This window comes from Burkholderia sp. BCC1996, from assembly GCF_905339955.1.
Taxonomy (GTDB): Bacteria; Pseudomonadota; Gammaproteobacteria; order Burkholderiales; family Burkholderiaceae; genus Burkholderia.
Genome location: NZ_CAJPHM010000010.1, coordinates 158,735 through 180,481 on the forward strand (window position 1 = coordinate 158,735; position 21,747 = coordinate 180,481).

Below are 21,747 nucleotides of genomic sequence, written 5' to 3' on the forward strand. Positions count from 1 at the left end.
GGGCGGGGCCGGCATCGCGTGCTTCGACGTCATGCGGGGCCGGCGGCGGGCATCCGGCCGCCGTTTCCCGGCCGGGCGCCCGCAAGCGGAACGCGCGATTACTTCACGTTGATCGTGATTGTCGAGCTCAGCTCTGGACCGTACGAGCGGTGCGCGCCTTCGCCGAGCTGCAGCGTCAGCGTGTGCTGGCCGGGCGGCAGCTTCAGGTCGGTTTCGGTCTGGCCCTTGCCGAAGTGCAGCGAATGGTCGGTGGCGGGAATCACGTCGCCCTTCGGCACCGGCTTGCCGTCGACCAGCAGGTGATGGTGGCCCGTGTCCGGCGTCATGTCGCCGGCCGGCTTGAGTTCCATCCCTTCAAGGCCGAACTTCACGTGCACGGGGCTCGACACCGTCGCACCATCCTTCGGCTCGGCGAAGTACACGCGCGCCTCGGCACGCGCGAGCGTCGACGCGGCCAGCGCCGCGACACAAACCACACCCGCGATCCATTTCTTCTTGTTGAGCATCGTTTTTCTCCTTCAGATTTGAAAGGCTCACGAAGCATACACTGCGCGCCCGGCCCGCGCGATGACGGCCGTTGTTCGCGATGCGTACGTTTAAAACGACGTTGCGGAGGCGTTCGGCGAAATTCCGGTACCATTGCGCCTTTCGTCCGCCGGCCACGCCGCGGACGGCGTCACCGACTTTCATCATCCCGAGCGCCACATGAGCGAAGTAACCGAATACCAGAGCTGGGTCTGCCTGATTTGCGGGTGGGTCTACAACGAAGCGGAAGGCCTGCCCGACGAGGGCATCCCCGCCGGCACCCGTTTCGCCGACATTCCCGCCGACTGGCGCTGCCCGCTGTGCGACGTGGGCAAGGAAGATTTCGTCGTCGTCGATTTCTGATTCGGCTTTTTCGGACACGACCGGGGCGCGCGGCGCGTATCGGCACGCATTCCGTCCGCCGATGCGCGTCGCGTTTGCTATACTCTGCGCGCTGTCCACATCGCCGTCCCGGTCGCGTCTTCCGCACGCGATATCGCGGACATGGCTCTCCCCGTAGTTCAATGGATAGAACAAGCGCCTCCTAAGCGCTAGATACAGGTTCGATTCCTGTCGGGGGGACCAGCAATTTCCCGAAATTCCGCCTCAGCCTGAAAATCGCACCGTCGGCACGCACAGTGTCCGAACGTCGGGTGTCCACGCTCACGCCTGGCCGCGTGTTCCGCCGAAGCCGCGTATGCCGTGCTGTGCCAGCGAATAGCTGTCAGGCCTGAGCCCTGACCGCCCCGTCACTGCATCAACCCCGCCCTGACCTGCGGCATCAGACTCGCATTCGCGCCCGTCACGGCAAACGTCCCCGTCGACGACGCCCCCGCCGGCAGCGCCAGCACACTGCCGTCCGCGAGCCGGTTCGCATCGACGACGATCTGGTTCGACACGCAGCCGTTCGTCAGCAACGAGACCGACAACCCGGCGATCGACGAGAACGTGTTGCCCGTCACGCTGAACGAACACACGTTTCCGTACGCCCGGAACCCCGCATATCCGGAACCCGACACGCGGTTGTTCGCCACCGTGACATCCGACACGGCTCCCGACCACGTATCCAGCTCGATCGCGCCCTGCTGCGTCGGCTGCAATCCGTTGTTCACGTTCGCGTTCTGAATGTTGGTCACGGTATTGCCCGTGATGACGACGTTCGAAGCCCCGTAGGTTTTCCAGCTGTCCTCCTGCGCGACGAGAATCCCCGCCGCCTTCTCGACACCGTCGACCGTATTGTTCGAGATCGTCACCGCCTGCCCGCCGACAACGGTGATGCCGCGCCCCCACGCATTGCCCGATACCGCGTTATGGTCGATCAGCACGTTGCTGCTCAGGCGACCGTCGCCGAGATAGCTGACCACGGCGATCAGATCGTCGCCGGTGCCGGTCACCGTATTGTTCTGCACCAGCACGTTGGTCGATCCGTAGGTCGTATGGATGCCGTCGGCCAGCGTCGCCCGCACGGTATTGCCCACGATCGCGATACGGTTGCCGCCGAACACGAAGATCCCGGCGCTCGCGCCGCCCTGGATCGTCACCCCGAGCACCTGAACGTCCGAGCCCGTGACCTCGACCTTGGTCGACTCGGGCGTCGTGAGCCGCGTGGTGCCGGTGCCGGTCAGCGTCACGCCGACGAGCGTCGAGCCGGCGCCGCTCATCACGATCGTCTGGTCGGCGGGATTCGTCGCGGCCAGCGTCGCGCCGTATCCCGAGATCACCGCCTGCGGCACCGTCACGGCAAGCGAATGCCCGACGACGTAGCGGCCCGGCGCGATAACGAGGCGCTGGCCGGCACGCAGGCTGTCGAATGCCTTCTGCAACGCGTCGGCCTGGTCGCTGCCGTCGGCAGCCGGGGAAACCGTCACATCGGCGACCAGAATCGGTTTGGCGCCACTGGACGGCAGAAGCGTCGTGCCGGACGCGGAACCGGTCGGCGCAGCGGTCGGTGCCGGGCTGCCGGAATTCGTCGATGCAGCCGATGCGCCGGATGCGGCGCCGGCGGGAGCGACGGGTGATGTCGATGTGCCCGCAACGGTTTGCGATGCCGGAGCCGCGCTGCCGTCACCGCCGCCGCATGCAGCAAGCCAAAGGCAGAGCGCAGCAAGCATCGCCCGATCGACCGTACGCATACGAAGTTCCGCTAGCCCAGATTGGCGTCATCGTAAGTACGCTTGATTACTTTGTAAATGAATTCCGCCGCGCACCTGCAAAACCGTTCGTTATCCTCTTCCATTCATCATCGCGCCATCACGGTGACTTGCGGCACACATCACATCGCGCATCGCCCCTTACGCATTCGCCCCGCCGTCGGCCGAGCGCTCGGACACGGTCCGGCAAATGCTGATCGCGATGCGCGAGCAGACCGTCGCCGCGTTACGCGCGCGGCCGGGCAAAAGCGTTGCGACCGGCGAGCTCTCTGCACATGCGAACCTCGACGCGATCGCGCGCTACTACGTGACGGTGCGACAGGGGATGTCGATTCAGGCGCGCGACGGTGCGAGCCGTCGCGATCTGGAGGCGGTCGCGCAAGCCGCGCTGGCCGCATGGCCGGCGCTCGCACACGCGAGCGGCGGAAAAAACGGCGGACCTCGGAAAGCAGCCCGCAAGCGAAACCACACGCGGCCGTGCAGCGGCAAGCGCCCCTGCACGACCGCGCCGATGCGTTACTGCGTCACGGCGTGCTGCACGTCCTTCGACGCATGCCACACGCGATAGCGCACGTCGAAACCGTCCGGCACGTACACGACGAGCGGCAGGCGGCTGTTGTAGCGCAGCAGCTGGCCGTCGCCGCGCACCTGCACGAAGCGCTGCTGCGGCGCCTGGCCCGGGCAGGCCATCAGCGTCGACGCCGGCCCCTTCACGTCGGTCAGGCGATAGTACGTATAGCCCCAGCCCTTCACGTCCTCGGCGGTCAGTTCCCCACCGAACCATTGCTGGTTGCAGTCGGTCTGCAGCGTCTTGCCGATCATCAGCTCGACGCGCGCGTCGCCTTCGTTCTCGAGCGCGGGCAGCGCGATCACCGCGCGCTGCTGGCCGGCCGTCGGCTGGGGGAACATCTTGATCGACTCGGCCGGCACGGCGGGCGCCGATGCGGGCCCGGCCGCGCAGGCGGCGGCGGTCGTCACGCAAAGGGCGGCCAGGACGGCCCGGATCGCGAATTTCATCGATGTGCTCCTGAAAAACAAATAGGCCCCGGATGCTAACACTTTCGCCCCAAGACCTTACGGCGCTGTAATTTCACGACACAATTGCATACAGCCGGCGATCCCCGCGCGCGGTACTTATACGGAAACCAACGGAGATCATCATGCTGAAGCTCATTGCTGCCGCCGGCGTCGCCACGCTGCTGGCCGGGTGCGTCGTCGGTCCGGACGCCGGATACGGCTACGGACAGCCCTACTATTCCGATCCCGGCTACGCGTACGGGCCGGCCTACGGGGCGTCGCCCGTGTACGGGACGGTCAACATCTGGGGCGGTGGCGGCGGGCGCGACTGGGACCGCGGACGCCGCGACTGGGATCGCGGACGCGACGGCTGGAATCGTGACCGCGGCGGCTGGGATCGCGACCGCAGCGAACGCGCCCGTCACGGCGGCTGGGGCCGCGGCGACGGACGCCGCGCCGACTGGAATGACGACGGCGGCGGGCGCGGCCAAGGCAACGGCGGCGGCCATCGCCACTGACGCAATTGCAACCGTTTGTATCCACGCACGGCCCGCGCGAGGCCGATACGAGCCGATAGACGACCGTCAAAAAGCAAGGCCCTCGCATCACCGCGAGGGCCTTTTGTCGTCCGCTCCACCGGAAACCGGGCGGCCGGCTACGCAACGCCGAACCTGCCCGCGCCTCATGCGCGTGCCCGCTTCTTACCACCCCGCCGGCTGCGCATAGCCGCCCGACACGGGCGCGCCGCACACGTACGCGCGCTGATAACGGTCGTAGCAATAGCTCGGGCCGTCGTCCTGGTATTGCGCCTGCTGGTAGGTCGGATAAGCCGGCTGCTGGTAGGCCGGTGCCTGGTAGTACGTCGGCGGCTGATAGGCCGGTGCCTGATACACGGGCGCCTGATACGCGACGGGCGGATTCATCGCCGACGTCACGATCGCGCCGAGCACCGCGCCGCCGATCAGCGCGCCGATGACGGCGCCCCCGTCGCGGCCATGCGCGGACGCCGGGCCCGCCACGGCGAGCGAACCGGCGAGGACACATACAGCGGCAATCTTTTTCATGATGGACTCCCACGCGAAGTGGTACTGGATGCGATGCATTGTGGCCGCGCCCGGCCGTAATAGATGCAGCAAGTGGTAACGCGCCATTACGGGTATCACGCACGCCGAAACGCGGCACGGCCGTGCTACGATTTTCGGCACACTGGAGACGCCTTCATGCAGCCCGAAACCGCCCGCCGTTTCGATACCGAATTCGCGCCGCGCATCGCGCAGGCGATCGCCGCCTTCTTCGCCGATCACGTGCTGACCGACGTCGTCCCGTACGGCGGCCACGGGCAACCGACGCGCGTGCAGATCCGCAGCGCGCCGCACGAGCACGTGAGCGGCTTCGTGCATCCGCTGAACCTCGAACTGACCTGGGACACCGACGAGATCGAACGGTTGATGGAGCCCGACGGGCCCATGCGGTTCGAGCACTACCTGAGCGCGCTGCCGAGGAAGCTGAGCGCATGGGAGGGCGCGCGCGACATCGACCTCGCGTCGCGCACACAGGCCGACCCGCTCGTGCGGCTCGGCGGCCTCGATTTCGAAGGCTGAACGCGCGCCGGCCGGCGGCGGTGTCGGCGTCGCGCGATTCGGCCCGGTGATACACTCGACCGGTCCCGCGCCGGCGCCGCCAGGCCGGCCGGACCGTTCACCGCCGCCTCCACCCGCAAGCATGGTTGCGCACGCAACCGGCACCCGGGCACGCGGACAACCACGCTTTCGCTCCCGCCATGAACGCCGATACCGGCCTGCCGCTTCCGCAACGCTACTGGGCGATCGTCTGCGTCGCACTGGGCATCACGCTCGCCGTGCTCGACGGCGCCATCGCGAACGTCGCGCTGCCGACGATCGCGCGCGACCTGCACGCGTCCGATGCCGCATCGATCTGGATCGTCAACGCGTACCAGCTCGCGGTCACGATCACGCTGCTGCCGCTCGCGTCGCTCGGCGAACGCGTCGGCTATCGCCGCATCTACATCGCGGGTCTTGCGCTCTTCACCGCGGCGTCGCTCGGCTGCGCGCTCGCCGGATCGCTGCCGACGCTCGCGGTGATGCGCGTGATCCAGGGGTTCGGTGCGGCCGGCATCATGAGCGTCAACGCGGCGCTGGTGCGCATGATCTACCCGTCGTCGATGCTCGGGCGCGGACTGTCGATCAACGCGATGGTGGTCGCGCTATCCTCGGCGATCGGCCCGACGGTCGCATCGGCGATCCTGTCGTTCGCGTCGTGGCCCTGGCTGTTCGCGGTCAACGTGCCGATCGGCATCGCCGCGGTGTTCGGCAGCCTGCGTGCGCTGCCGGCCAACCCGCTGCACGACGCGCCGTACGACTTCCCGAGCGCGCTGATGAACGCGTGCGTGTTCGGCCTGCTGATCATGGCCGTCGACGGGCTCGGTCACGGCGAAAGCCACGCGTACGTCGCGGCCGAGCTGGCCGTCGCGTTCGGCGTCGGCTACTTCTTCGTGAAGCGCCAGCTGTCGCAGCCGGCGCCGCTGCTGCCGGTCGACCTGATGCGCATCCCGATGTTCGCGCTGTCGATCTGCACGTCGGTCGCGTCGTTCACGTCGCAGATGCTCGCGTTCGTCGCGCTGCCGTTCTGGCTGCAGCATTCGCTCGGCTTCTCCCAGGTCGAAACCGGCCTCTACATGACGCCGTGGCCGCTCGTGATCGTATTCGCCGCGCCGCTCGCCGGCGTGCTGTCGGACCGCTACTCGGCCGGCATCCTCGGCGGCATCGGGCTCGCGCTGTTCGCGGCCGGGCTGCTGTCGCTCGCGACGATCGGCGCGCACCCGGGTACCGTCGACATCGTGTGGCGGATGGCGCTGTGCGGCGCGGGCTTCGGGCTGTTCCAGTCGCCGAACAATCGCGCGATGCTGTCGTCGGCGCCGCGCGAGCGCAGCGGCGGCGCGGGCGGGATGCTGAGCACGGCGCGCCTGACGGGCCAGACGCTCGGTGCCGCGCTCGTCGCGCTGATTTTCGGGCTGGCGCCCGACCGAGGTCCGACGATCGCGCTCTATGTCGCCACGGTGTTCGCGGCGGTCGCCGCGGTGGTCAGCATGCTGCGCATCGCGTCGCCACGCCCCGACGCTGCGGCCTGATGCGGCGACTTCACGCTGCGACCTGACGCCGCAGCGCGTCGCGCCCACGGCTCACGTGGCGTCGAGCGCGTCCATCACGAAGCGCACGCGCGCCTTCACGCTCACGCGCGGCAGCTCGACCAGCCGATAGCCATACGCCGTATAGCAGTCGACCATCGCGTCGTAGGTGCGCACGGCCTCCGCGAAATCCTGCCGGCGCTCGGTGTCCTGCGTGTAGATCTCGGGCCACGGCGGCGCGATGAACACGCGCCGGTGATAGCGAAAACGCCGCGCCGCGGCCTCCGCGTGTGCGGGCACCGCAAGGCCCGTCAGCCGCAGGTAGCCGATCACGTCCGGCACGCCGCGATCGAAGAACACGGGCCCGCGCGCGCCTCGCGCGAGATGGTGCGAGCGCATCTCCCAGGTCAGCATCAGTTCGGCGAATGCGGCCCGGTCGCGCCACGGCAGCGCCGGGCCGTCGATCGCCATCTGGTCGCGGATCACGCCGCGCCCGGCCTCGTGCGAGCGCGCGAAACCGGTACGCTCGAGCGCATCGAGCAACGTGCTCTTGCCGGAGCCGGGGCCGCCCGTGACGATGAAGAAGCGGGCGACCGCATCGTCCGCCGCGCCACCCTCCTCCACGCGCTCGGACATCCGCTCAGACATGCGCGGCCCGCCGGCCCGCGCGCCGCGTGACCGACGCGGCCGCCGCGACGCTGCGCAGGTCGGCGACGAACGTGTCGCGCCAGACCGACAGGTTGTTCTCGCGCAGCCGCGCGAGGTTCGCTTCGTGCCGCGCCCGCCGCTCGGCGAGCGGCATCGACAGCGCGCGCTCGAGCGCATCGGCCATCTGCGAGAGGTCGTACGGATTGACGAGCAGCGCGCCGCTCAGCTCGGCCGCCGCGCCCGCGAACTCCGACAGCACGAGCACGCCCGGATCGTCCGGGTCCTGCGACGCGACGTATTCCTTCGCGACGAGATTCATCCCGTCGCGCAACGGCGTCACGTAGCCGACCTGCGACATCCGGAAGAACGCCATCAGCAGATTGCGCTCGTACTTGCGGTTCAGGTACTGGATCGGCGTCCAGTCGAGCTGCGAGAAGCGGCCGTTGATCCGGCCGGCCTCGCCTTCGAGCGTCTCGCGTATGCGCTGGTAGGTCTGCACGTCGGAGCGCGTCGGCGGCGCGATCTGCACGAGCGACACGCGCCCCTGCCAGCCCGGCTGGTTGGCGAGCATCCGCTCGAACGACTGGAAGCGCTCGACGAGCCCCTTCGAATAGTCGAGCCGGTCGACGCTCATCACGAGCTTGCGGCCCCCGAGCGCGTCGCGCAGCATCTTCACCGGCTTGCGCGAGCCATACTGGACGGCCGCCTCGGCGATTGCATCCGGATGCACGCCGATCGGATAGGCGGCGACCTTCACGACGCGGCCGTGCGCATGCAGCATCCCGTCGTCGCTCGCCGCGCCGATGCCGCGCCGCTCGATGTAGTCGGTGAACGCCTGCTTGTCGGCGTCGGTCTGGAAACCCGCGATGTCGTACGCGCACATGAACTTCACGAGCTCGTCGTGCGGCGGCACGACGCGCAGCATGTCGGGCGACGGAAACGGAATGTGCAGGAAGAAGCCGATCGGATTCCTCACGCCGAGCTCGCGCAGGCAATGCGCGAACGGCAGCAGGTGATAGTCGTGCACCCAGATCAGGTCGTCGGGCCGCAGCAGCGCGGCGAGCTGCTTTGCGAGCATCGCGTTCACGCGCAGATAGCCAGCGTACTCCTGCCGGTCGAAGCGCGCGAGATCGCTGCGGTAGTGAAACACCGGCCAGAGCGTCGCGTTCGAGAAGCCGCGGTAGTACTGATCGTAGTCGCGCCGGGTCAGCCCGACCGTCGCATAAGTGACGTTGCCGTCCTGCTGGATCGCCGGTTCCGCGTCGGGCGTACCGACGATCTCGCCGTTCCAGCCGAACCAGACGCCGCCGGTTTCCTTCAGCGCATCCATCACGCCGACCGCGAGACCGCCTGCGCTCGGGCGCGTGTCCTCGCCGGCGGCGACACGGTTCGATACCACGATCAATCTGCTCATGCGGCTTCCCCTCCTCGATTCGATTGAATGACGCGCGGCGCGCGCCAAGGCGGACGCGACGGCCCGAAGGCAGTCGCGCGGCGATTCAGATGTGAACGATGCAACCAGGCGCGCAATGAAATGCGGCAGCGGAATACAGTGGCGACGGGCTCAAGCGTCCTGCTCCTGGCCGAGGTCGCGTTGATAGTCGAGCCCTTCCGGGCGTGCGCCGCCCTGGTTGTGATCGCCGTCGGACGGCGTCTCGTCGGGCGCGCCGGCCGGCGCGTCGGTCTGTGGACGCGGGCGCTCGGCACCCGCATCGGGCGGCCGGGGAGAAAACCGTTTCGAACGGCGCATGGCTGGGTGTCTCATATGGCGCGCGGCTCGGAGCCGTCGTAGAAACATTCCATAACAGAATAGTCTAGGTCGCTTCCTCGCATGCCACGGTAACAATTACCTTCAATTTGTAACGCTTCGACCCCGGCTCAGCCATCTGTCCGACAATAGCGCCGCGCGTACGCGCGCGACCCGCCGCCGGCCATTTGTCAAAGCTTTGCAGTTTTCCCATGACCATTGCGAAACAATGACGCGGCAAGGGGGCGCGCATGCGTCGCCGCTCACCCAGACAGGACTTGCACTCAGGGATGAACATGGGTTTCGAACCGCCGCGCCGGGCCACGCCGGCGCGCATCGTGCTGGCCGCGCTCGCCACGGCCGCACTGCTGTCCGGCTGCAACTCGCTGTACAGCGAAGGCGCGACCGCCGGCGCCGGTATCGCGGGCGCCGCGATCGCCTCCAAGGTCACCAACAACGCCGCCGTCGCGACGGGCATCGGCCTCGGCGCCGTCGCCGGTGCGCGTGCGGGCGTCCAGTACACGCAGCGCGTCGCGCACCGCTACACGCAGGAACAGATCGCGAAGGCGGCCGGCCCGCTCGACGTCGGCGGCGTCGCGCCGTGGACGACGCACCATTCGTTTCCGATCGAGGATGACGAACAGGGCCGCGTGACGGTCAGCCGCATGATCAGCATCGGCCCGCTAGACTGCAAGGAAATCGTGTTCGCGGTCGACACGCCGGCGAAGGCCGACAAGGCCGCGCAATCGGCGTTCTACGTCGCCACGATCTGCCGCGACGGTCCCGTGTGGAAATGGGCGTCGGCGGAACCGGCGACCGAACGCTGGGGCGCGCTGCAATGAGCGTCGCGATCCGAATCGCCGCGATCGGCGCACTGTGCGCGGCCAGCGCCGCGCTGTCGGGCTGCGGCTCGGTCGGCGCGGCGAGCGGCGCGCTCGCCGGCGCGGCGACGGGCCTCGTCACCGCGAACCCGGCCGTCGGCGTCGGTGTCGGGATCGCCGTGCAGGCGGCGACCGACGAGGCCGTCAACCGCACGATGAAACAGCTCCATCAGAACCAGCAGGACGCGATCGCGAAGGCGGCCGGCAGCCTGGCCGTCGGCGAAGTGAAGCCGTGGAACGTGAAGAACACGCTGCCGCTCGAAAACGGCGAAGGCGAGGTGCGCGTCACGCGCGCGTACTCGACGGCGCTTGCACTGTGCAAGGAATTCGCGTTCTCGGTGAAGGACGGCGACAAGGCCGCCTGGTATTTCGCGAGTGCGTGCCAGCAAGGCACGCACTGGAAGTGGGCGTCGGCCGAACCGGCGGTCGACCGGTGGGGTAACTTGCAGTAACGATGCGATGCGCGGCGCCTGGCAGGCGCCGTGCGTGCGGATGCCGGGCCAGATGGCCCGGCTCGGCGGCTCAGGACTCGACGTCCTCGAGACTGAAGATTTCGGTCTGGTCGTTGTACGAGAAGATCTCGCCGTAACGACCCCAGTCGATCACCGCGTCGAGCGTTTCCTCCGCCGCGCCGTCCGACAGGAAATCCTCCAGCTCCTGCTCGAAACGCACACGCGGCGCACGATGGCCCGGGCGCTCGTTCAGCACCTTCTTGATCCGCGCGGCGAGCGGCACGTGCTTCAGCAGGTGATCCGCGAACATCAGCTTGCGCTCCTGCGTGCCGAATTCCGCGAACACACGCCCCGGCGGCGTCAGGAACACGTCGCCTTCGCGCACGTCGGCGAAGCCGAGGTATTGCAGCACTTCGGCGATCGGGAACAGGTCGTCGACCTCCAGATGCAGCGTGCGCGCGATTTCCGGCATGTCGGCACGGCCGTGGTACGGCGCCATCGCAAGCGTCTCGATCAGGCCGGCCATCAGGTTGGTCGACACCTGCGGCAGCCAGCTGCCGAGCTCGAGCCCCTTCTTCGTCGCCTCGCCGGTCTGGCGCGCCGTCATCTTCGCGTAGATGTCGTCGACCAGCTTGCGGAAGGCCGGATCCAGCCGGTTGCGCGGATGCTTGAACGGCACCTTGATCTCGGCGATCACGCGGCCCGGGTTCGACGACAGCACGAGAATGCGGTCGCACATGAACACCGCTTCCTCGATGTTGTGCGTGACGATCAGCACCGACTTGATCGGCATGCGGCCTTGCGTCCACAGGTCGAGCAGGTCGGTACGCAGCGTCTCGGCGGTCAGCACGTCGAGTGCCGAGAACGGCTCGTCCATCAGCAGGATCGTCGGATCGACCACGAGCGCGCGCGCGAAGCCCACGCGCTGGCGCATGCCGCCCGACAGTTCGCGCGGATACGCGTTCTCGAAGCCGTCGAGACCGATCAGGTCGATCGCGGCGAGCGCGCGTTCGCGCCGCTCGCGTGCGCCGACGCCGAGCGCCTCAAGCCCGGCCTCCACGTTCTGCAGCACGGTCAGCCACGGAAACAGCGCGAAGGTCTGGAACACCATCGCGACGCCTTCGGCCGGGCCGCGCAGCGGCTTGCCGAGATAGGTCACGTCACCGCCGGTCGGCTCGATCAGCCCGGCGATGATCCGCAGCAGCGTGGACTTGCCCGAGCCCGAACGGCCGAGCAGCCCGACGATCTCGCCCTCGCGCAGCGACAGGTTCGCGTCGTCGAGCACGAGCAACTCGCCCTGCGTCTTGTTGAAGCCGCGGCAGACGTGATCGACGCGCAGGATTTCCTCACCGAGGCGCGGCGGCTGGGACGTCTGGACGGGGGCGTTTACAGCATTCGGATTGTGCATCGCGTTTCGCTCTCAATCGGTCTCAGTCGAGCCGCAGCTTCGCTTCGGCGAAGGCATACAGCGGGCGCCACAGCAGGCGGTTGAACAGGGTGACGAACAGGGACATCACGGCGATGCCCAGGATGATCTTCGGAAAGTCGCCGGCGGCGGTGGTCTGCGCGATATACGCGCCGAGGCCGTGCGCCTCGATCTTGGTCGAGCCCCACTGCACCGCTTCCGACACGATGCTCGCGTTCCATGCGCCGCCCGAGGCGGTGATCGCGCCGGTCACGTAGTACGGGAAGATGCCGGGCAGGATCGCCTGGCGCCACCACTGCCAGCCGCGGATCCGGAAGTTCGTCGCGGCTTCGCGATAGTCGTTCGGATAGGACGTGGCGCCGGCGATCACGTTGAACAGGATATACCACTGCGTGCCGAGCACGATCAGCGGCGACAGCCAGATGTCGGGGTTCAGGTGGAAGCGCGCGATCACGATCACGAACACCGGGAACAGCAGGTTCGCCGGGAACGCGGCAAGGAACTGCGCGAGCGGCTGCAGCTTCTCGGCCAGCTTCGGGCGCAGCCCGACCCACACGCCGATCGGCACCCAGATCACCGACGCGATCGAGATCAGCACGACCACGCGCAGCAGCGTGATGAGCCCGAGCGCGACGACGTGCCCGACCTCCCCCATCGTCACGCCGGTCGACACGAAGGTGACGACGCGCCACACGATATAGGCCGTGCCGAGCAGCAAGAGCGCCGCCCATGCGATGTCGACCGTGCGCGATGCCTTCTTCTCGACCTTCGGCAGCGAGAAGCGCATTGCGCCCGACAGCGGCAAGCGCAGCGGAATCCGCGCCGCCTTCGCGAAGAACCAGCCGGCAGGCACGAGCAGCTGGTGAATCAGGCGCGTGCGGCGCACGAGGTCGAGCAGCCAGGATTGCGGCGCATCGCCCGATGCGGTGTTCTCCATCCGGAACTTGTCGGCCCATGCGATCAGCGGGCGGAACAGGAACTGGTCGTACGCGAGGATCACGACCGTCATCGTCAGGATCACCCAGCCGATCGCGCCAAGGTTCTTGTCCGAGATCGCCTGCGCGAGATACGCGCCGATGCCCGGCAGCGTGATGGTCTGGTTGCCGACGGTGATCGCCTCCGACGCGACGACGAAGAACCAGCCGCCCGACATCGACATCATCATGTTCCAGATCAGCCCCGGCATCGAGAACGGCACCTCAAGCTTCCAGAAGCGCTGCCACGACGTCAGGTGGAAGCCGCGCGACACTTCGTCCAGGTCGCGCGGCACCGTGCGCAGCGACTGGTAGAAGCTGAACGTCATGTTCCACGCCTGGCTCGTGAAGATCGCGAAGATCGCCGCGAGCTCGGCGCCGAGCACGCGGCTCGGAAACAGCGCGAGGAAGAACGTGACCGTAAACGAGATGAAGCCGAGCACCGGCACCGACTGCAGGATGTCGAGGATCGGGATCAGCACCATGCCGGCCCGGCGGCTTTTCGCGGCGAGCGTGCCGTACACCAGCGTGAACGCGAGCGACGCGACCATCGCGGCGAGCATCCGCAGCGTGGTGCGCAACGCGTATTCGGGCAGGTTCGACGGGTCGAGCGAGATCTTCTGGGTCTGAAGGGTCCCGATCGGCGCCATCGTTTCATGAAAGCCGACGACCGCCATCGCGATCAGGCAGATGATCAGCGGAAACGCGATGAAGTCCCACCGGTTCGGCAGGACGCGCCAAGCGGACGCGTTGGCGGTCCGGTTCGGATTGAAGAATCCGACGTCCATCAGGCGCCCTCCCCGGTAAGGCCGAACGAAGCCGGCAGACGATGTTGATTCATGGCAAAGCGCACGGGCGCGGTAATTCGACGCGGTAATTCGATTGATTCACGATCTCACGCCGGCGCGGGGCGCCGTGCGTGCAAGCTGCGCCCCCGGGCGCGGCGAGTCGGGCCGCGACGGCACGACACTACACCAACCTGTATTTCAGGTTCAACCGTGCGGGGCCGGCGCGGCGCGCGGGCGGCGCACGGATCGTGCCCGGCACGCGGGCGAACGGCAGGCGTGCGGTGCGGAGCAGCCCGGCCGCGGTCGTGCGGCCGGCATGCAGGCCCCGAATTATGCCGTGATCCGGGCCGGCCGGGAACCCGCCAGCCGCACACGGGCGCAAACCATGGCGGATGTCAGCGGACGATTGCGGCGAAGCAGGTATGATCGGGGCTAGCCCCTGGCGTCGCTAGCCCCATAGCCGCCAGGGATCGACCGACCAGCGGGAGGAAGCGAATGGCAGGAAACTTGGTGATCGTCTGCCGCGATCAGGACGCCGATGCGTTCTACGAGCTGATGCAGGAGTACGGGTCGTTCCAGACCCGGCTGTCGTCGACGGCGTGGTACCTGAACATGAACGTCGTGCCGGAATCGCTGCAGGAGGAGATCCTGGAGCGCCTCGGCCGCTATACGACCGTCTATATCTTCGAGGCCACGAGCGTGACCTACAACACCATCGACAGCAACGCCGCCGAGACGCTCGGCACGCTGTTCGGCGAATGATGCCGCGCGGCGCCTGCCCGGCAGGCGCCGCATGCGCCGCTTACGCGGCCTGGGCGTGAAGTTCGTCCTTCGGCACCACGTCGAACGGGAACGTCATCGCCACGCGCAGGCCGCCCTCGGGACGATTGCCGATCTCGCACGCCCCGCCCAGCCGCAGCACCAGCCGCTCGACGATCGCCAGCCCGAGCCCGCTGTGGCCGTTCCCGCCGCGCGCGGGGTCGAGCCGCACGAACGGACGCGTCGCGGCCGCCAGATCGCGCGGCGCAATCCCGCCGCCGCTGTCGCTGACCGACAGCACGTAACCCGCCGGCGTACGCGCCGTCTCGATGAGCACGGGCGGCGCGCCGTACGCATGCGCATTGTCCAGCAGGTTCGACAGGATCCGGTCGAGCGTCGCGGTCGGCAGGCGGAAGCCTTCGTCGGCGGCCAGATGCGTCTGGACCGCCGGCGCGTTCGGTGCGACCGCGCGATAGCTGCGGGCGATCCGCTCGCAGGTCTGGTCGACCGGCACGGGCTCGCTGCGGTCCGCCCCGCCGTGCGCGAACACGAGGAACTGGTCGACGATGTGCGACATCGAGTCGACATCGCGCACCACGCCGTCGCGCAGCCGCGCGTCGTCCATCATTTCCGCGCGCAGGCGCATCCGGGCGAGCGGCGTGCGCAGGTCGTGCGCGACGCCGGCCAGCATCACCGCGCGGTCGCTCTCGGCCTGCGACACCTGTTCCACCATCTGGTTGAAGCCGTGCGTGAGCTGGCGCAGCTCGCGCGGGCCGCGCTCGCGCAACGGCGGCACCGGCTGGCCGCGGCCGAAGCGCGCGACCGCGCGCGCCAGCGAGCGCAGCGGCTGCTGCAGCTGCCAGGCCGCGAACAGCGCGGCGATCACGCCGGCCGAGAAAATCGTGCCGAGCCACAACAGCATCCGGTCGAGCGAGCGCGGCGGGCGCAGCGGCTGCACCGGCACCACGATCCAGTTGCGGTCGCTCGGCTCCTTGACCCACAGCACCGGCGGATGGCCCGGCGCGCCGATCTCGACCAGCGTGCCGGGCGGCATCCGCTCGCTCACGTCGTCACGGAAACGCTTGAGCGGCGCCGCCAGGTTCGAATCGGCGTCTTTCGGCACATCGGGACTGTCCGGCGACACCAGCCGCACCCGCGACGGCAGCGGCTGGTCGGGCGTGCGCTCGACGTGCTGGCGCACGGCGTCGACGAGGAACGCGGCCTCCTCGACGGCATAACGCGTCTGCATCTGGTTGCGCTCGAGGCGCATCGCGAAGAACCACGCGAAGTGCGACAGGAGCAACACGCCGACGACCAGCAGCGCCAGCCGCCCGAACAGCGAATCAATGGGCTTGCGCATGGGCCTCGCCGTCGGGCACGAACACGTAGCCGCGCCCGCGGACCGTCTGGATGAAGCGCGGCGTCGACGGATCCGTTTCCAGGATGCGGCGCAGGCGCCATACCTGGACGTCGATGCCGCGGTCGGTGCCGTCGTACTCGGGCCCGTGCAGCAGCTCGAGCAGCCGTTCGCGCGTGAGCGTGCGCAGCGCGTGATTCACGAAGATCTTCAGCAGCGCGAATTCGCTGCTCGACAGCGTCGCCGGTTTGCCGTCGACCGACAGCGTGCGCGCCTGGAAATCGAGCACGAAACGGCCGAACGCGAACGGCTCGCGCTGCTCGGGCGCCGCCGCCGACGGCGTCGCGCGGCGGCGGCGCAGCACGGCCTGCACGCGCGCGAGCAGCTCGCGCGGGTTGAACGGCTTGCCGAGGTAGTCGTCCGCGCCGAGCTCGAGCCCGACGATGCGATCGACGTCGTCCGCGCGCGCGGTCAGCATGATCACGGGGATGTCGTCGCCGGCCGCGCGCAGCTGGCGCAGCGCGGTCAGGCCGTCCACGCCCGGCATCATCAGGTCCAGCACGATCAGGTCGGGCCGCTCGCGCTCGAGGCGCTTCTCGAGCGTCGCCGCGTCGTGCAGCACGGACACTTCCATCCCCTGGCGCACGAGATAGTCGCGCAGCAGGTCTCGGAGTTCTTGGTCGTCGTCGACGATGAGGATCTGGGTAGTCATGGCTCGAAGTTTAGCGCGCGAGCGCGGAGTCGAAGAACGAAACAAAGGGGCGAAAGGGTTACTGCGGGTTACGACGCAAGGGAACTGTAATGCGCCGTAACCCGGCAGCCATCCCGCGTAACACCGGCCCGAGCACGCGCCGCTAACCTGCGTCTTACCGGATGCGGCACCCGGGTCACCCCGCGCGCCGCATCGCCGGACCCTTTGGATACAAGGAGTTTCTGAAATGTATAAGAACACTTCCCGCGTGGCCATTGCGGCCGCCACCGTGCTCGCTCTCGCATTCGGCACCGCGCATGCCGCGCAGCCCAACGACATGCCGCCGCCGGGCGGCCCCGGCATGCACCAGATGCACGGCGGCCATGACGGCGGCCCGTTCGGCGTGATCATGAAGCTGCACGACCAGCTCAAGCTCAACGCGTCGCAGGAACAGCAGTGGCAGACGGCCGTCAACACGATGAAGCAGAACCATGAAGCGATGCGCAAGAGCCACGAGCAGATGCGCGAGCAGTTCAAGGCGCAGCAGAACCAGCCGATCCTCGACCTGAACGCGATGCACGCCGCCCGCCAGCAGGCCGAGCAGCAGAACGCGCAGCTGCGCGAGCAGAGCTCGGCCGCCTGGCTCGCGTTCTACAACGGGCTGAACGACCAGCAGAAGACGACGGTCAGCACCGCGCTGAAGCAGCAGTTCGCGCGGATGGAGCAGCGTCACGAGAAGATGAAGGAACGCTGGGAGCAGCACCGCGCGGCCAAGGGCGCGTCGGCACCGGCGCAGTAAGCCGCCGGGCCGCCTCCCCGGGCGGCATCGCGGGGGACGCGGGCACCCGGCCCGCGTCCCCCGTTTCATTTCAGGCGACGTCGAACAGCAGCACCTCGGCCGCCCGGCCGCGTGCGAACGCGACCGCGTCTGCCCCGGCGATCCGCGCGCCGTCGCCCGCGGCCAGCGCGTGGCCGTTGACCTCCACGTCGCCGCGCACCACGTGCACATAGGTGCTGCGCCCGGCCGGCACGGCGAATGCCGCCGCCTCGTCGCCATCGATCAGCCCCGCGAAGATCCGCGCATCCGCACGGATCGACAGCGCACCGTCGTCGCCGTCCGGCGACGCGACGAGCCGCAGGCGGCCGCGCTTCTCGTCGTCGGCGAAATGCCGCTCCGCGTAGCCGGGCCGTCCGCCCCGCTCCGCCGGCTGCAGCCAGATCTGCAGCAGATGCAGCACCCGGTCGCGCGACGCATTGGTTTCGCTGTGCATCAGCCCCGTGCCGGCGCTCATCCGCTGGACGCCGCCGGCCCGCACGATGGCGCCGTTGCCGAGGCTGTCGCGATGTGCGAGCGCGCCGTCGAGCACGCAGGTGACGATTTCGAGGTCGCGGCGCGGCTGCATCCCGAAGCCGCGCGTCGGCGCGATCCGGTCCTCGCTCAGCGCGCGCAGCGCGCCGAACGGCGGATGCACGGCGCCGGCAAGCGCAAAGCTGTGGCTCGATTCGAGCCAGCCTTGGCGCGTGTGGCAGCGCTCGGCGGCGCGACGGATCTGGAACATGGGGCGGGCACTCCGGCAGGCAGATATTCTTTCTTCGGGTTTACCTGCACTGTAGGGGCGTGCCGGGCGCGCCACAATCCGCCGCCCGCGCACCGCATCGTTGCACCCGCGAACCCAATCGGCGTGATGCCCGTCGCGAATACCGCGATTGCCGCAACGCCCGAATCGAAGAATCGATCGGTCGCGCCGGATTGCCGTTTTCCGGGTATCGCGTTCGGGTAAAATACCGCCCTTTTGGCGTTCGCCCGTCCGGCGAGCGCCGTTGCCTGCGCGCCGAAACACGAATTTTGGCCGTCTAGAATACGCCGCGGCGCCCGGCCCGACCGGCCGCGAGCGCCTCCCCGGAAGTGAGCGACAAAAGGATGGAAATGAAGAAGGCCGCCCTGTGCGCCGCCCTCGCCCTCGTGGCGGGCAGCGCCTTCGCGAAAGAGTGGAAGACCGTGCGGATCGGTGTCGATGCCAGCTACCCGCCGTTCGAGTCGACCGCGCCGAGCGGCGAGATCGTCGGTTTCGACGTCGATCTCACCAAGGAAATCTGCAAGCGGATCAACGTGAAATGCGTGTGGGTCGCGCAGGATCTCGACGGGATCATCCCCGCACTGAAGGCGAAGAAGTACGACGTCATCGTGTCGTCGCTGACCGTCACGGACAAGCGTCGCGAGCAGATCGACTTCTCCGACAAGGTGTACGACGCGCCCGCGCGGATGATCGCGAAGGCCGGCTCGCCGCTGCTGCCGACGGTCGCGTCGCTCAAGGGCAAGCACGTCGGCGTCGAGCAGGGCTCGACGCAGGAATCCTACGCGAAGGCGTACTGGGAACCGCAGGGCGTGACGATCGTTCCTTACCAGAACCAGGACCAGGTCTATGCCGATCTCGGCTCGGGCCGCCTCGACGCGACGCTGCAGGATGAACTGCAGGCCGACTACGGCTTCCTGCGCACGCCGCGCGGCAAGGGCTTCGCGTTCGCCGGCCCGGAGGTGAAGGATCCGAAGACGATCGGCGACGGCACCGCGATCGGCCTGCGCAAGGACGACACGGACCTGAAGCTCAAGATCAACAAGGCGCTGGCCGACATGCACAAGGACGGCACGTACGACCGGCTGTCGCACAAGTATTTCTCGTTCAGCGTCTACTCGGCGCGCTGAGCGCCGACAATACCGGGAAGCGGATGCGGGGGCGGCCCCGCGTCCGGCACGACAGGCAGTCAACCACGCGCCGCCCGCCCCCTCGCCCGCCGCTCGCGCGACGGGCTGGCCCGGCACCGTTGCCGGGGCGGACGGTCATGATACGTACGGGGCGTTCCGCGCAGCTTGGCGGGCGCGTCTTTCGCGGCGCACCGCGTGCGCCGTCCGGGACCACACCAGGGACCACATATGTTTCTACAAGGCTACGGCCCGCTGATCCTCGCCGGCACCTGGCAAACCGTCAAGCTGGCGGTGCTTTCGCTCGCGCTGTCGTTCCTGCTGGGCCTGCTCGGCGCGGGCGCGAAGCTGTCGCGCAACCGCTTCACGAACGGCGCCGGCACCGTCTACACGACGCTGATCCGAGGCGTGCCCGACCTCGTGCTGATGCTGCTGCTGTTCTACAGCCTGCAGATCTGGCTGAACATGGCGACCGACGCGCTCGGCTGGGACCAGATCGACATCGACCCGTTCCTCGCCGGCGTGCTCGTGCTCGGCTTCATCTACGGCGCGTACTTCACCGAGACCTTCCGCGGTGCGTTCCTGTCGGTGCCGCGCGGCCAGCTCGAGGCCGGCAGCGCGTACGGGATGACCAACTGGCAGGTGTTCACGCGGATCATGTTCCCGCAGATGATGCGCTTCGCGCTGCCCGGCATCGGCAACAACTGGCAGGTGCTCGTGAAGTCGACCGCGCTGGTGTCGATCATCGGCCTCGCGGACGTCGTGAAGGCGTCGCAGGACGCCGGCAAGGGCACGCTGCGGTTCTTCTTCTTCACGCTGATCGCCGGTGCGGTCTATCTCGCCATCACGACGATCTCGAACTTCGTGCTGATGTGGCTCGAAAAGCGCTACTCGACCGGTGTCCGCAAGGCTGACCTATGATCGAACTCATCCAAGAATACTGGCGCAACTACCTCTACACCGACGGCTTCCGGATCACCGGCGTCGCGATCACGCTGTGGCTGCTGGTCGTGTCGATCGGCCTAGGCTTCTGCCTGTCGGTGCCGCTCGCGGTGGCCCGCGTGTCGAAGAGGAAGTGGCTGTCGAGCGCCGTGTGGCTCTATACGTACGTGTTCCGCGGCACGCCGCTCTACGTGCAACTGCTGCTCTGCTACACCGGCCTCTACAGCCTGCAGGTCGTGCGCGGCACGCCGCTGCTCGACGCGTTCTTCCGCGACGGCATGCACTGCACGCTGCTCGCGTTCACGCTGAACACCTGCGCGTACACCACCGAGATCTTCGCGGGCGCGATCAAGGCGACGTCGTACGGCGAGATCGAGGCCGCGCGCGCGTACGGGATGTCCACCTTCACGATGTATCGCCGCGTGATCCTGCCGTCCGCGCTGCGCCGCGCGCTGCCGCTCTACAGCAACGAAGTGATCCTGATGCTGCACGCGACCACCGTCGCGTTCACCGCGACCGTGCCGGACATCCTGAAGATCGCGCGCGACGTGAACTCGGCGACCTACATGTCGTTCCACGCGTTCGGCATCGCCGCCCTGCTCTATCTCGTGATCTCGTTCGCGCTCGTGTGGCTGTTCCGCCAGGCCGAGCGTCGCTGGCTCGCGTATCTGCGCCCGCAAGGCAAGTAAGTTTCCGCAGGACTATTCATGAATTCCCAGACTCAGAAGCTTTTCGTCGACGATCTGCACAAGCGGTACGGCGACAACGAGGTGCTCAAGGGCGTATCGCTGAAGGCGAACTCGGGCGACGTGATCAGCGTGATCGGCTCGTCCGGTTCCGGCAAGAGCACGATGCTCCGCTGCATCAACTTCCTCGAACAGCCCAACTCCGGCCGCATCTTCGTCGACGGCGAGGAAGTGCGCACCGCGCTCGACAAGACGGGCGCGCTGCGCGCCGCGGATTCGAAGCAGCTGCAGCGCGTGCGCACCAAGCTGTCGATGGTGTTCCAGCACTTCAATCTCTGGTCGCACATGAACGTGATCGAGAACGTGATGGAAGCACCCGTCAACGTGCTCGGCATCCCGAAGAAGGAAGCCGAAGACCGCGCGCGCGAGTATCTCGAGAAGGTCGGTCTCGCGCCGCGCGTCGAGAAGCAGTATCCGTCGCACCTGTCGGGCGGCCAGCAGCAACGTGTCGCGATCGCGCGGGCGCTGGCGATGCATCCGGACGTGATGCTGTTCGACGAGCCGACGTCGGCGCTCGACCCGGAACTGGTCGGCGAAGTGCTGAAGGTGATGCAGAAGCTCGCCGAGGAAGGCCGCACGATGATCGTCGTCACGCACGAGATGGGCTTCGCGCGCAACGTGTCGAACCACGTGATGTTCCTGCACCAGGGGCGCGTCGAGGAAGAAGGCGTGCCGTCCGAGGTGTTCGCGAACCCGAAGAGCGAACGCCTGCGCGGGTTCCTGTCGGGCAGCCTCAAGTAACGCGCGCTCCTCCGCGCCGCACTGCACGAACGGGCGCCATGCGGCGCCCGTCTTGCG

Annotated in this window: 24 protein-coding genes, 1 tRNA gene and 1 pseudogene; 14 read left to right on the forward strand and 12 right to left on the reverse strand. The window is 68.0% G+C overall.

The annotated features are described in order from the left end of the window. Positions 1-98 precede the first annotated feature (98 nt). Positions 99-506: a DUF4399 domain-containing protein gene (locus tag U4Z64_RS16925; RefSeq protein WP_044846420.1), complete on the reverse strand. Its 408-nt coding sequence runs from the start codon at positions 504-506 to the stop codon at positions 99-101. A gap of 199 nt (positions 507-705) precedes the next feature. Between U4Z64_RS16925 and U4Z64_RS16930 the strand changes: the two genes are divergently transcribed. Both U4Z64_RS16930 and U4Z64_RS16935 read left to right on the forward strand, forming a co-directional pair. Then, the gene (locus tag U4Z64_RS16930) at positions 706-888 is read left to right on the forward strand and encodes a rubredoxin (protein ID WP_006478164.1); all 183 of its coding nucleotides are present in this window, start codon (positions 706-708) and stop codon (positions 886-888) included. A 147-nt stretch (positions 889-1,035) separates the two neighbouring features. Continuing rightward, positions 1,036-1,110: transfer RNA gene (locus tag U4Z64_RS16935), tRNA-Arg, on the forward strand. Between the two features lie 164 nt (positions 1,111-1,274). On the opposite strand, the gene U4Z64_RS16940 is transcribed toward U4Z64_RS16935, so the two are convergent. Next, positions 1,275-2,393 carry a right-handed parallel beta-helix repeat-containing protein gene (locus U4Z64_RS16940; protein WP_415750581.1) on the reverse strand — a complete coding sequence of 373 codons (1,119 nt, stop codon included), beginning with the start codon at positions 2,391-2,393 and terminating at the stop codon, positions 1,275-1,277. A 445-nt stretch (positions 2,394-2,838) separates the two neighbouring features. Between U4Z64_RS16940 and U4Z64_RS16945 the strand changes: the two are divergent. Next, positions 2,839-3,099, forward strand: a pseudogene (locus tag U4Z64_RS16945) (TetR/AcrR family transcriptional regulator); the annotation flags it as partial. Between the two features lie 92 nt (positions 3,100-3,191). Here the strand turns inward: U4Z64_RS16945 and eco are convergent. Continuing rightward, positions 3,192-3,692 carry a serine protease inhibitor ecotin gene (gene eco, locus U4Z64_RS16950; RefSeq protein ID WP_044846395.1) on the reverse strand — a complete coding sequence of 167 codons (501 nt, stop codon included), beginning with the start codon at positions 3,690-3,692 and terminating at the stop codon, positions 3,192-3,194. A gap of 143 nt (positions 3,693-3,835) precedes the next feature. Here eco and U4Z64_RS16955 point away from each other — a divergent pair, with 143 nt between their 5' ends. Further along, positions 3,836-4,210 (forward strand): hypothetical protein, encoded by a 375-nt coding sequence (locus tag U4Z64_RS16955; RefSeq protein WP_124487155.1) that lies wholly within the window; start codon positions 3,836-3,838, stop codon positions 4,208-4,210. A gap of 183 nt (positions 4,211-4,393) precedes the next feature. Here the strand turns inward: U4Z64_RS16955 and U4Z64_RS16960 are convergent, their stop codons facing one another. After that, positions 4,394-4,795 carry a hypothetical protein gene (locus tag U4Z64_RS16960; RefSeq protein WP_044846393.1) on the reverse strand — a complete coding sequence of 134 codons (402 nt, stop codon included), beginning with the start codon at positions 4,793-4,795 and terminating at the stop codon, positions 4,394-4,396. A gap of 117 nt (positions 4,796-4,912) precedes the next feature. Between U4Z64_RS16960 and U4Z64_RS16965 the strand changes: the two genes are divergently transcribed. Next, positions 4,913-5,293, forward strand: a complete 381-nt coding sequence (locus tag U4Z64_RS16965) for a DUF5594 family protein (RefSeq protein ID WP_044846392.1) — start codon at positions 4,913-4,915, stop codon at positions 5,291-5,293. A gap of 179 nt (positions 5,294-5,472) precedes the next feature. After that, on the forward strand, positions 5,473-6,840 hold the full coding sequence (locus U4Z64_RS16970; protein ID WP_044846391.1) for an MFS transporter: 1,368 nt from the start codon (positions 5,473-5,475) through the stop codon (positions 6,838-6,840). A 51-nt stretch (positions 6,841-6,891) separates the two neighbouring features. Here the strand turns inward: U4Z64_RS16970 and U4Z64_RS16975 are convergent, their stop codons facing one another. From U4Z64_RS16975 to U4Z64_RS16985, 3 genes are all read right to left on the reverse strand, one after another. Next, entirely contained in the window at positions 6,892-7,473 is a 582-nt protein-coding gene (locus U4Z64_RS16975; protein WP_321820575.1) for an AAA family ATPase, read from the reverse strand. Positions 7,474-7,477: 4 nt separating this feature from the next. Then, a complete protein-coding gene (otsA, locus tag U4Z64_RS16980) occupies positions 7,478-8,899 on the reverse strand; it encodes an alpha,alpha-trehalose-phosphate synthase (UDP-forming) (protein ID WP_321820535.1) in 1,422 nt (473 codons plus the stop codon). Between the two features lie 150 nt (positions 8,900-9,049). After that, complete coding sequence (locus tag U4Z64_RS16985; RefSeq protein ID WP_059527452.1) at positions 9,050-9,235, reverse strand: hypothetical protein; 186 nt, start codon at positions 9,233-9,235, stop codon at positions 9,050-9,052. Positions 9,236-9,522: 287 nt separating this feature from the next. On the opposite strand from U4Z64_RS16985, the gene U4Z64_RS16990 reads away from it, so the two are divergent. Next, positions 9,523-10,074: a hypothetical protein gene (locus tag U4Z64_RS16990; protein WP_044846387.1), complete on the forward strand. Its 552-nt coding sequence runs from the start codon at positions 9,523-9,525 to the stop codon at positions 10,072-10,074. After that, positions 10,071-10,565, forward strand: a complete 495-nt coding sequence (locus U4Z64_RS16995) for a hypothetical protein (RefSeq protein WP_321802084.1) — start codon at positions 10,071-10,073, stop codon at positions 10,563-10,565. The genes U4Z64_RS16990 and U4Z64_RS16995 overlap by 4 nt, the downstream gene beginning before the upstream one ends. A gap of 70 nt (positions 10,566-10,635) precedes the next feature. On the opposite strand, the gene U4Z64_RS17000 is transcribed toward U4Z64_RS16995, so the two are convergent. Further along, positions 10,636-11,973 (reverse strand): AAA-associated domain-containing protein, encoded by a 1,338-nt coding sequence (locus U4Z64_RS17000; protein ID WP_044846385.1) that lies wholly within the window; start codon positions 11,971-11,973, stop codon positions 10,636-10,638. A 22-nt stretch (positions 11,974-11,995) separates the two neighbouring features. Continuing rightward, positions 11,996-13,753 (reverse strand): ABC transporter permease subunit, encoded by a 1,758-nt coding sequence (locus U4Z64_RS17005; protein ID WP_321820536.1) that lies wholly within the window; start codon positions 13,751-13,753, stop codon positions 11,996-11,998. A gap of 495 nt (positions 13,754-14,248) precedes the next feature. Between U4Z64_RS17005 and U4Z64_RS17010 the strand changes: the two genes are divergently transcribed. Next, on the forward strand, positions 14,249-14,515 hold the full coding sequence (locus tag U4Z64_RS17010) for a hypothetical protein (protein WP_027786765.1): 267 nt from the start codon (positions 14,249-14,251) through the stop codon (positions 14,513-14,515). A gap of 40 nt (positions 14,516-14,555) precedes the next feature. On the opposite strand, the gene U4Z64_RS17015 is transcribed toward U4Z64_RS17010, so the two are convergent. Further along, positions 14,556-15,872 (reverse strand): ATP-binding protein, encoded by a 1,317-nt coding sequence (locus tag U4Z64_RS17015; RefSeq protein WP_124488435.1) that lies wholly within the window; start codon positions 15,870-15,872, stop codon positions 14,556-14,558. Then, positions 15,856-16,581: a response regulator gene (locus tag U4Z64_RS17020; RefSeq protein WP_006755678.1), complete on the reverse strand. Its 726-nt coding sequence runs from the start codon at positions 16,579-16,581 to the stop codon at positions 15,856-15,858. The genes U4Z64_RS17015 and U4Z64_RS17020 overlap by 17 nt, the downstream gene beginning before the upstream one ends. A gap of 226 nt (positions 16,582-16,807) precedes the next feature. Between U4Z64_RS17020 and U4Z64_RS17025 the strand changes: the two genes are divergently transcribed. Beyond that, the gene (locus tag U4Z64_RS17025; RefSeq protein WP_044847746.1) at positions 16,808-17,359 is read left to right on the forward strand and encodes a Spy/CpxP family protein refolding chaperone; all 552 of its coding nucleotides are present in this window, start codon (positions 16,808-16,810) and stop codon (positions 17,357-17,359) included. A gap of 70 nt (positions 17,360-17,429) precedes the next feature. On the opposite strand, the gene U4Z64_RS17030 is transcribed toward U4Z64_RS17025, so the two are convergent. Further along, positions 17,430-18,119, reverse strand: a complete 690-nt coding sequence (locus tag U4Z64_RS17030) for a pirin family protein (protein ID WP_321820576.1) — start codon at positions 18,117-18,119, stop codon at positions 17,430-17,432. 368 nt (positions 18,120-18,487) lie between these two features. Between U4Z64_RS17030 and U4Z64_RS17035 the strand changes: the two genes are divergently transcribed. From U4Z64_RS17035 to U4Z64_RS17050, 4 genes are all read left to right on the forward strand, one after another. Next, positions 18,488-19,264, forward strand: coding sequence for an ABC transporter substrate-binding protein (locus U4Z64_RS17035; protein ID WP_044847744.1), 777 nt, complete (start codon positions 18,488-18,490; stop codon positions 19,262-19,264). A 228-nt stretch (positions 19,265-19,492) separates the two neighbouring features. Then, positions 19,493-20,182: an ABC transporter permease gene (locus U4Z64_RS17040; protein ID WP_044847743.1), complete on the forward strand. Its 690-nt coding sequence runs from the start codon at positions 19,493-19,495 to the stop codon at positions 20,180-20,182. After that, positions 20,179-20,892, forward strand: coding sequence for an ABC transporter permease (locus U4Z64_RS17045; RefSeq protein ID WP_044847742.1), 714 nt, complete (start codon positions 20,179-20,181; stop codon positions 20,890-20,892). Before U4Z64_RS17040 ends, U4Z64_RS17045 begins: the two co-directional genes overlap by 4 nt. A gap of 18 nt (positions 20,893-20,910) precedes the next feature. Beyond that, a complete protein-coding gene (locus U4Z64_RS17050) occupies positions 20,911-21,690 on the forward strand; it encodes an ABC transporter ATP-binding protein (protein WP_044847741.1) in 780 nt (259 codons plus the stop codon). Positions 21,691-21,747 lie beyond the last annotated feature (57 nt).

Coding starts and splice junctions, on each gene's coding strand:
- U4Z64_RS16925 (WP_044846420.1), bottom strand. CDS start 506: ATGCTCAACAAGAAGAAATGGATCGCGGGTGTGGTTTGTGTCGCGGCG.
- U4Z64_RS16930 (WP_006478164.1), top strand. CDS start 706: ATGAGCGAAGTAACCGAATACCAGAGCTGGGTCTGCCTGATTTGCGGG.
- eco (WP_044846395.1), bottom strand. CDS start 3,692: ATGAAATTCGCGATCCGGGCCGTCCTGGCCGCCCTTTGCGTGACGACC.
- U4Z64_RS16955 (WP_124487155.1), top strand. CDS start 3,836: ATGCTGAAGCTCATTGCTGCCGCCGGCGTCGCCACGCTGCTGGCCGGG.
- U4Z64_RS16960 (WP_044846393.1), bottom strand. CDS start 4,795: ATGCATCGCATCCAGTACCACTTCGCGTGGGAGTCCATCATGAAAAAG.
- U4Z64_RS16965 (WP_044846392.1), top strand. CDS start 4,913: ATGCAGCCCGAAACCGCCCGCCGTTTCGATACCGAATTCGCGCCGCGC.
- U4Z64_RS16970 (WP_044846391.1), top strand. CDS start 5,473: ATGAACGCCGATACCGGCCTGCCGCTTCCGCAACGCTACTGGGCGATC.
- U4Z64_RS16975 (WP_321820575.1), bottom strand. CDS start 7,473: ATGTCCGAGCGCGTGGAGGAGGGTGGCGCGGCGGACGATGCGGTCGCC.
- otsA (WP_321820535.1), bottom strand. CDS start 8,899: ATGAGCAGATTGATCGTGGTATCGAACCGTGTCGCCGCCGGCGAGGAC.
- U4Z64_RS16985 (WP_059527452.1), bottom strand. CDS start 9,235: ATGCGCCGTTCGAAACGGTTTTCTCCCCGGCCGCCCGATGCGGGTGCC.
- U4Z64_RS16990 (WP_044846387.1), top strand. CDS start 9,523: ATGAACATGGGTTTCGAACCGCCGCGCCGGGCCACGCCGGCGCGCATC.
- U4Z64_RS16995 (WP_321802084.1), top strand. CDS start 10,071: ATGAGCGTCGCGATCCGAATCGCCGCGATCGGCGCACTGTGCGCGGCC.
- U4Z64_RS17000 (WP_044846385.1), bottom strand. CDS start 11,973: ATGCACAATCCGAATGCTGTAAACGCCCCCGTCCAGACGTCCCAGCCG.
- U4Z64_RS17005 (WP_321820536.1), bottom strand. CDS start 13,753: ATGGACGTCGGATTCTTCAATCCGAACCGGACCGCCAACGCGTCCGCT.
- U4Z64_RS17010 (WP_027786765.1), top strand. CDS start 14,249: ATGGCAGGAAACTTGGTGATCGTCTGCCGCGATCAGGACGCCGATGCG.
- U4Z64_RS17015 (WP_124488435.1), bottom strand. CDS start 15,872: ATGCGCAAGCCCATTGATTCGCTGTTCGGGCGGCTGGCGCTGCTGGTC.
- U4Z64_RS17020 (WP_006755678.1), bottom strand. CDS start 16,581: ATGACTACCCAGATCCTCATCGTCGACGACGACCAAGAACTCCGAGAC.
- U4Z64_RS17025 (WP_044847746.1), top strand. CDS start 16,808: ATGTATAAGAACACTTCCCGCGTGGCCATTGCGGCCGCCACCGTGCTC.
- U4Z64_RS17030 (WP_321820576.1), bottom strand. CDS start 18,119: ATGTTCCAGATCCGTCGCGCCGCCGAGCGCTGCCACACGCGCCAAGGC.
- U4Z64_RS17035 (WP_044847744.1), top strand. CDS start 18,488: ATGAAGAAGGCCGCCCTGTGCGCCGCCCTCGCCCTCGTGGCGGGCAGC.
- U4Z64_RS17040 (WP_044847743.1), top strand. CDS start 19,493: ATGTTTCTACAAGGCTACGGCCCGCTGATCCTCGCCGGCACCTGGCAA.
- U4Z64_RS17045 (WP_044847742.1), top strand. CDS start 20,179: ATGATCGAACTCATCCAAGAATACTGGCGCAACTACCTCTACACCGAC.
- U4Z64_RS17050 (WP_044847741.1), top strand. CDS start 20,911: ATGAATTCCCAGACTCAGAAGCTTTTCGTCGACGATCTGCACAAGCGG.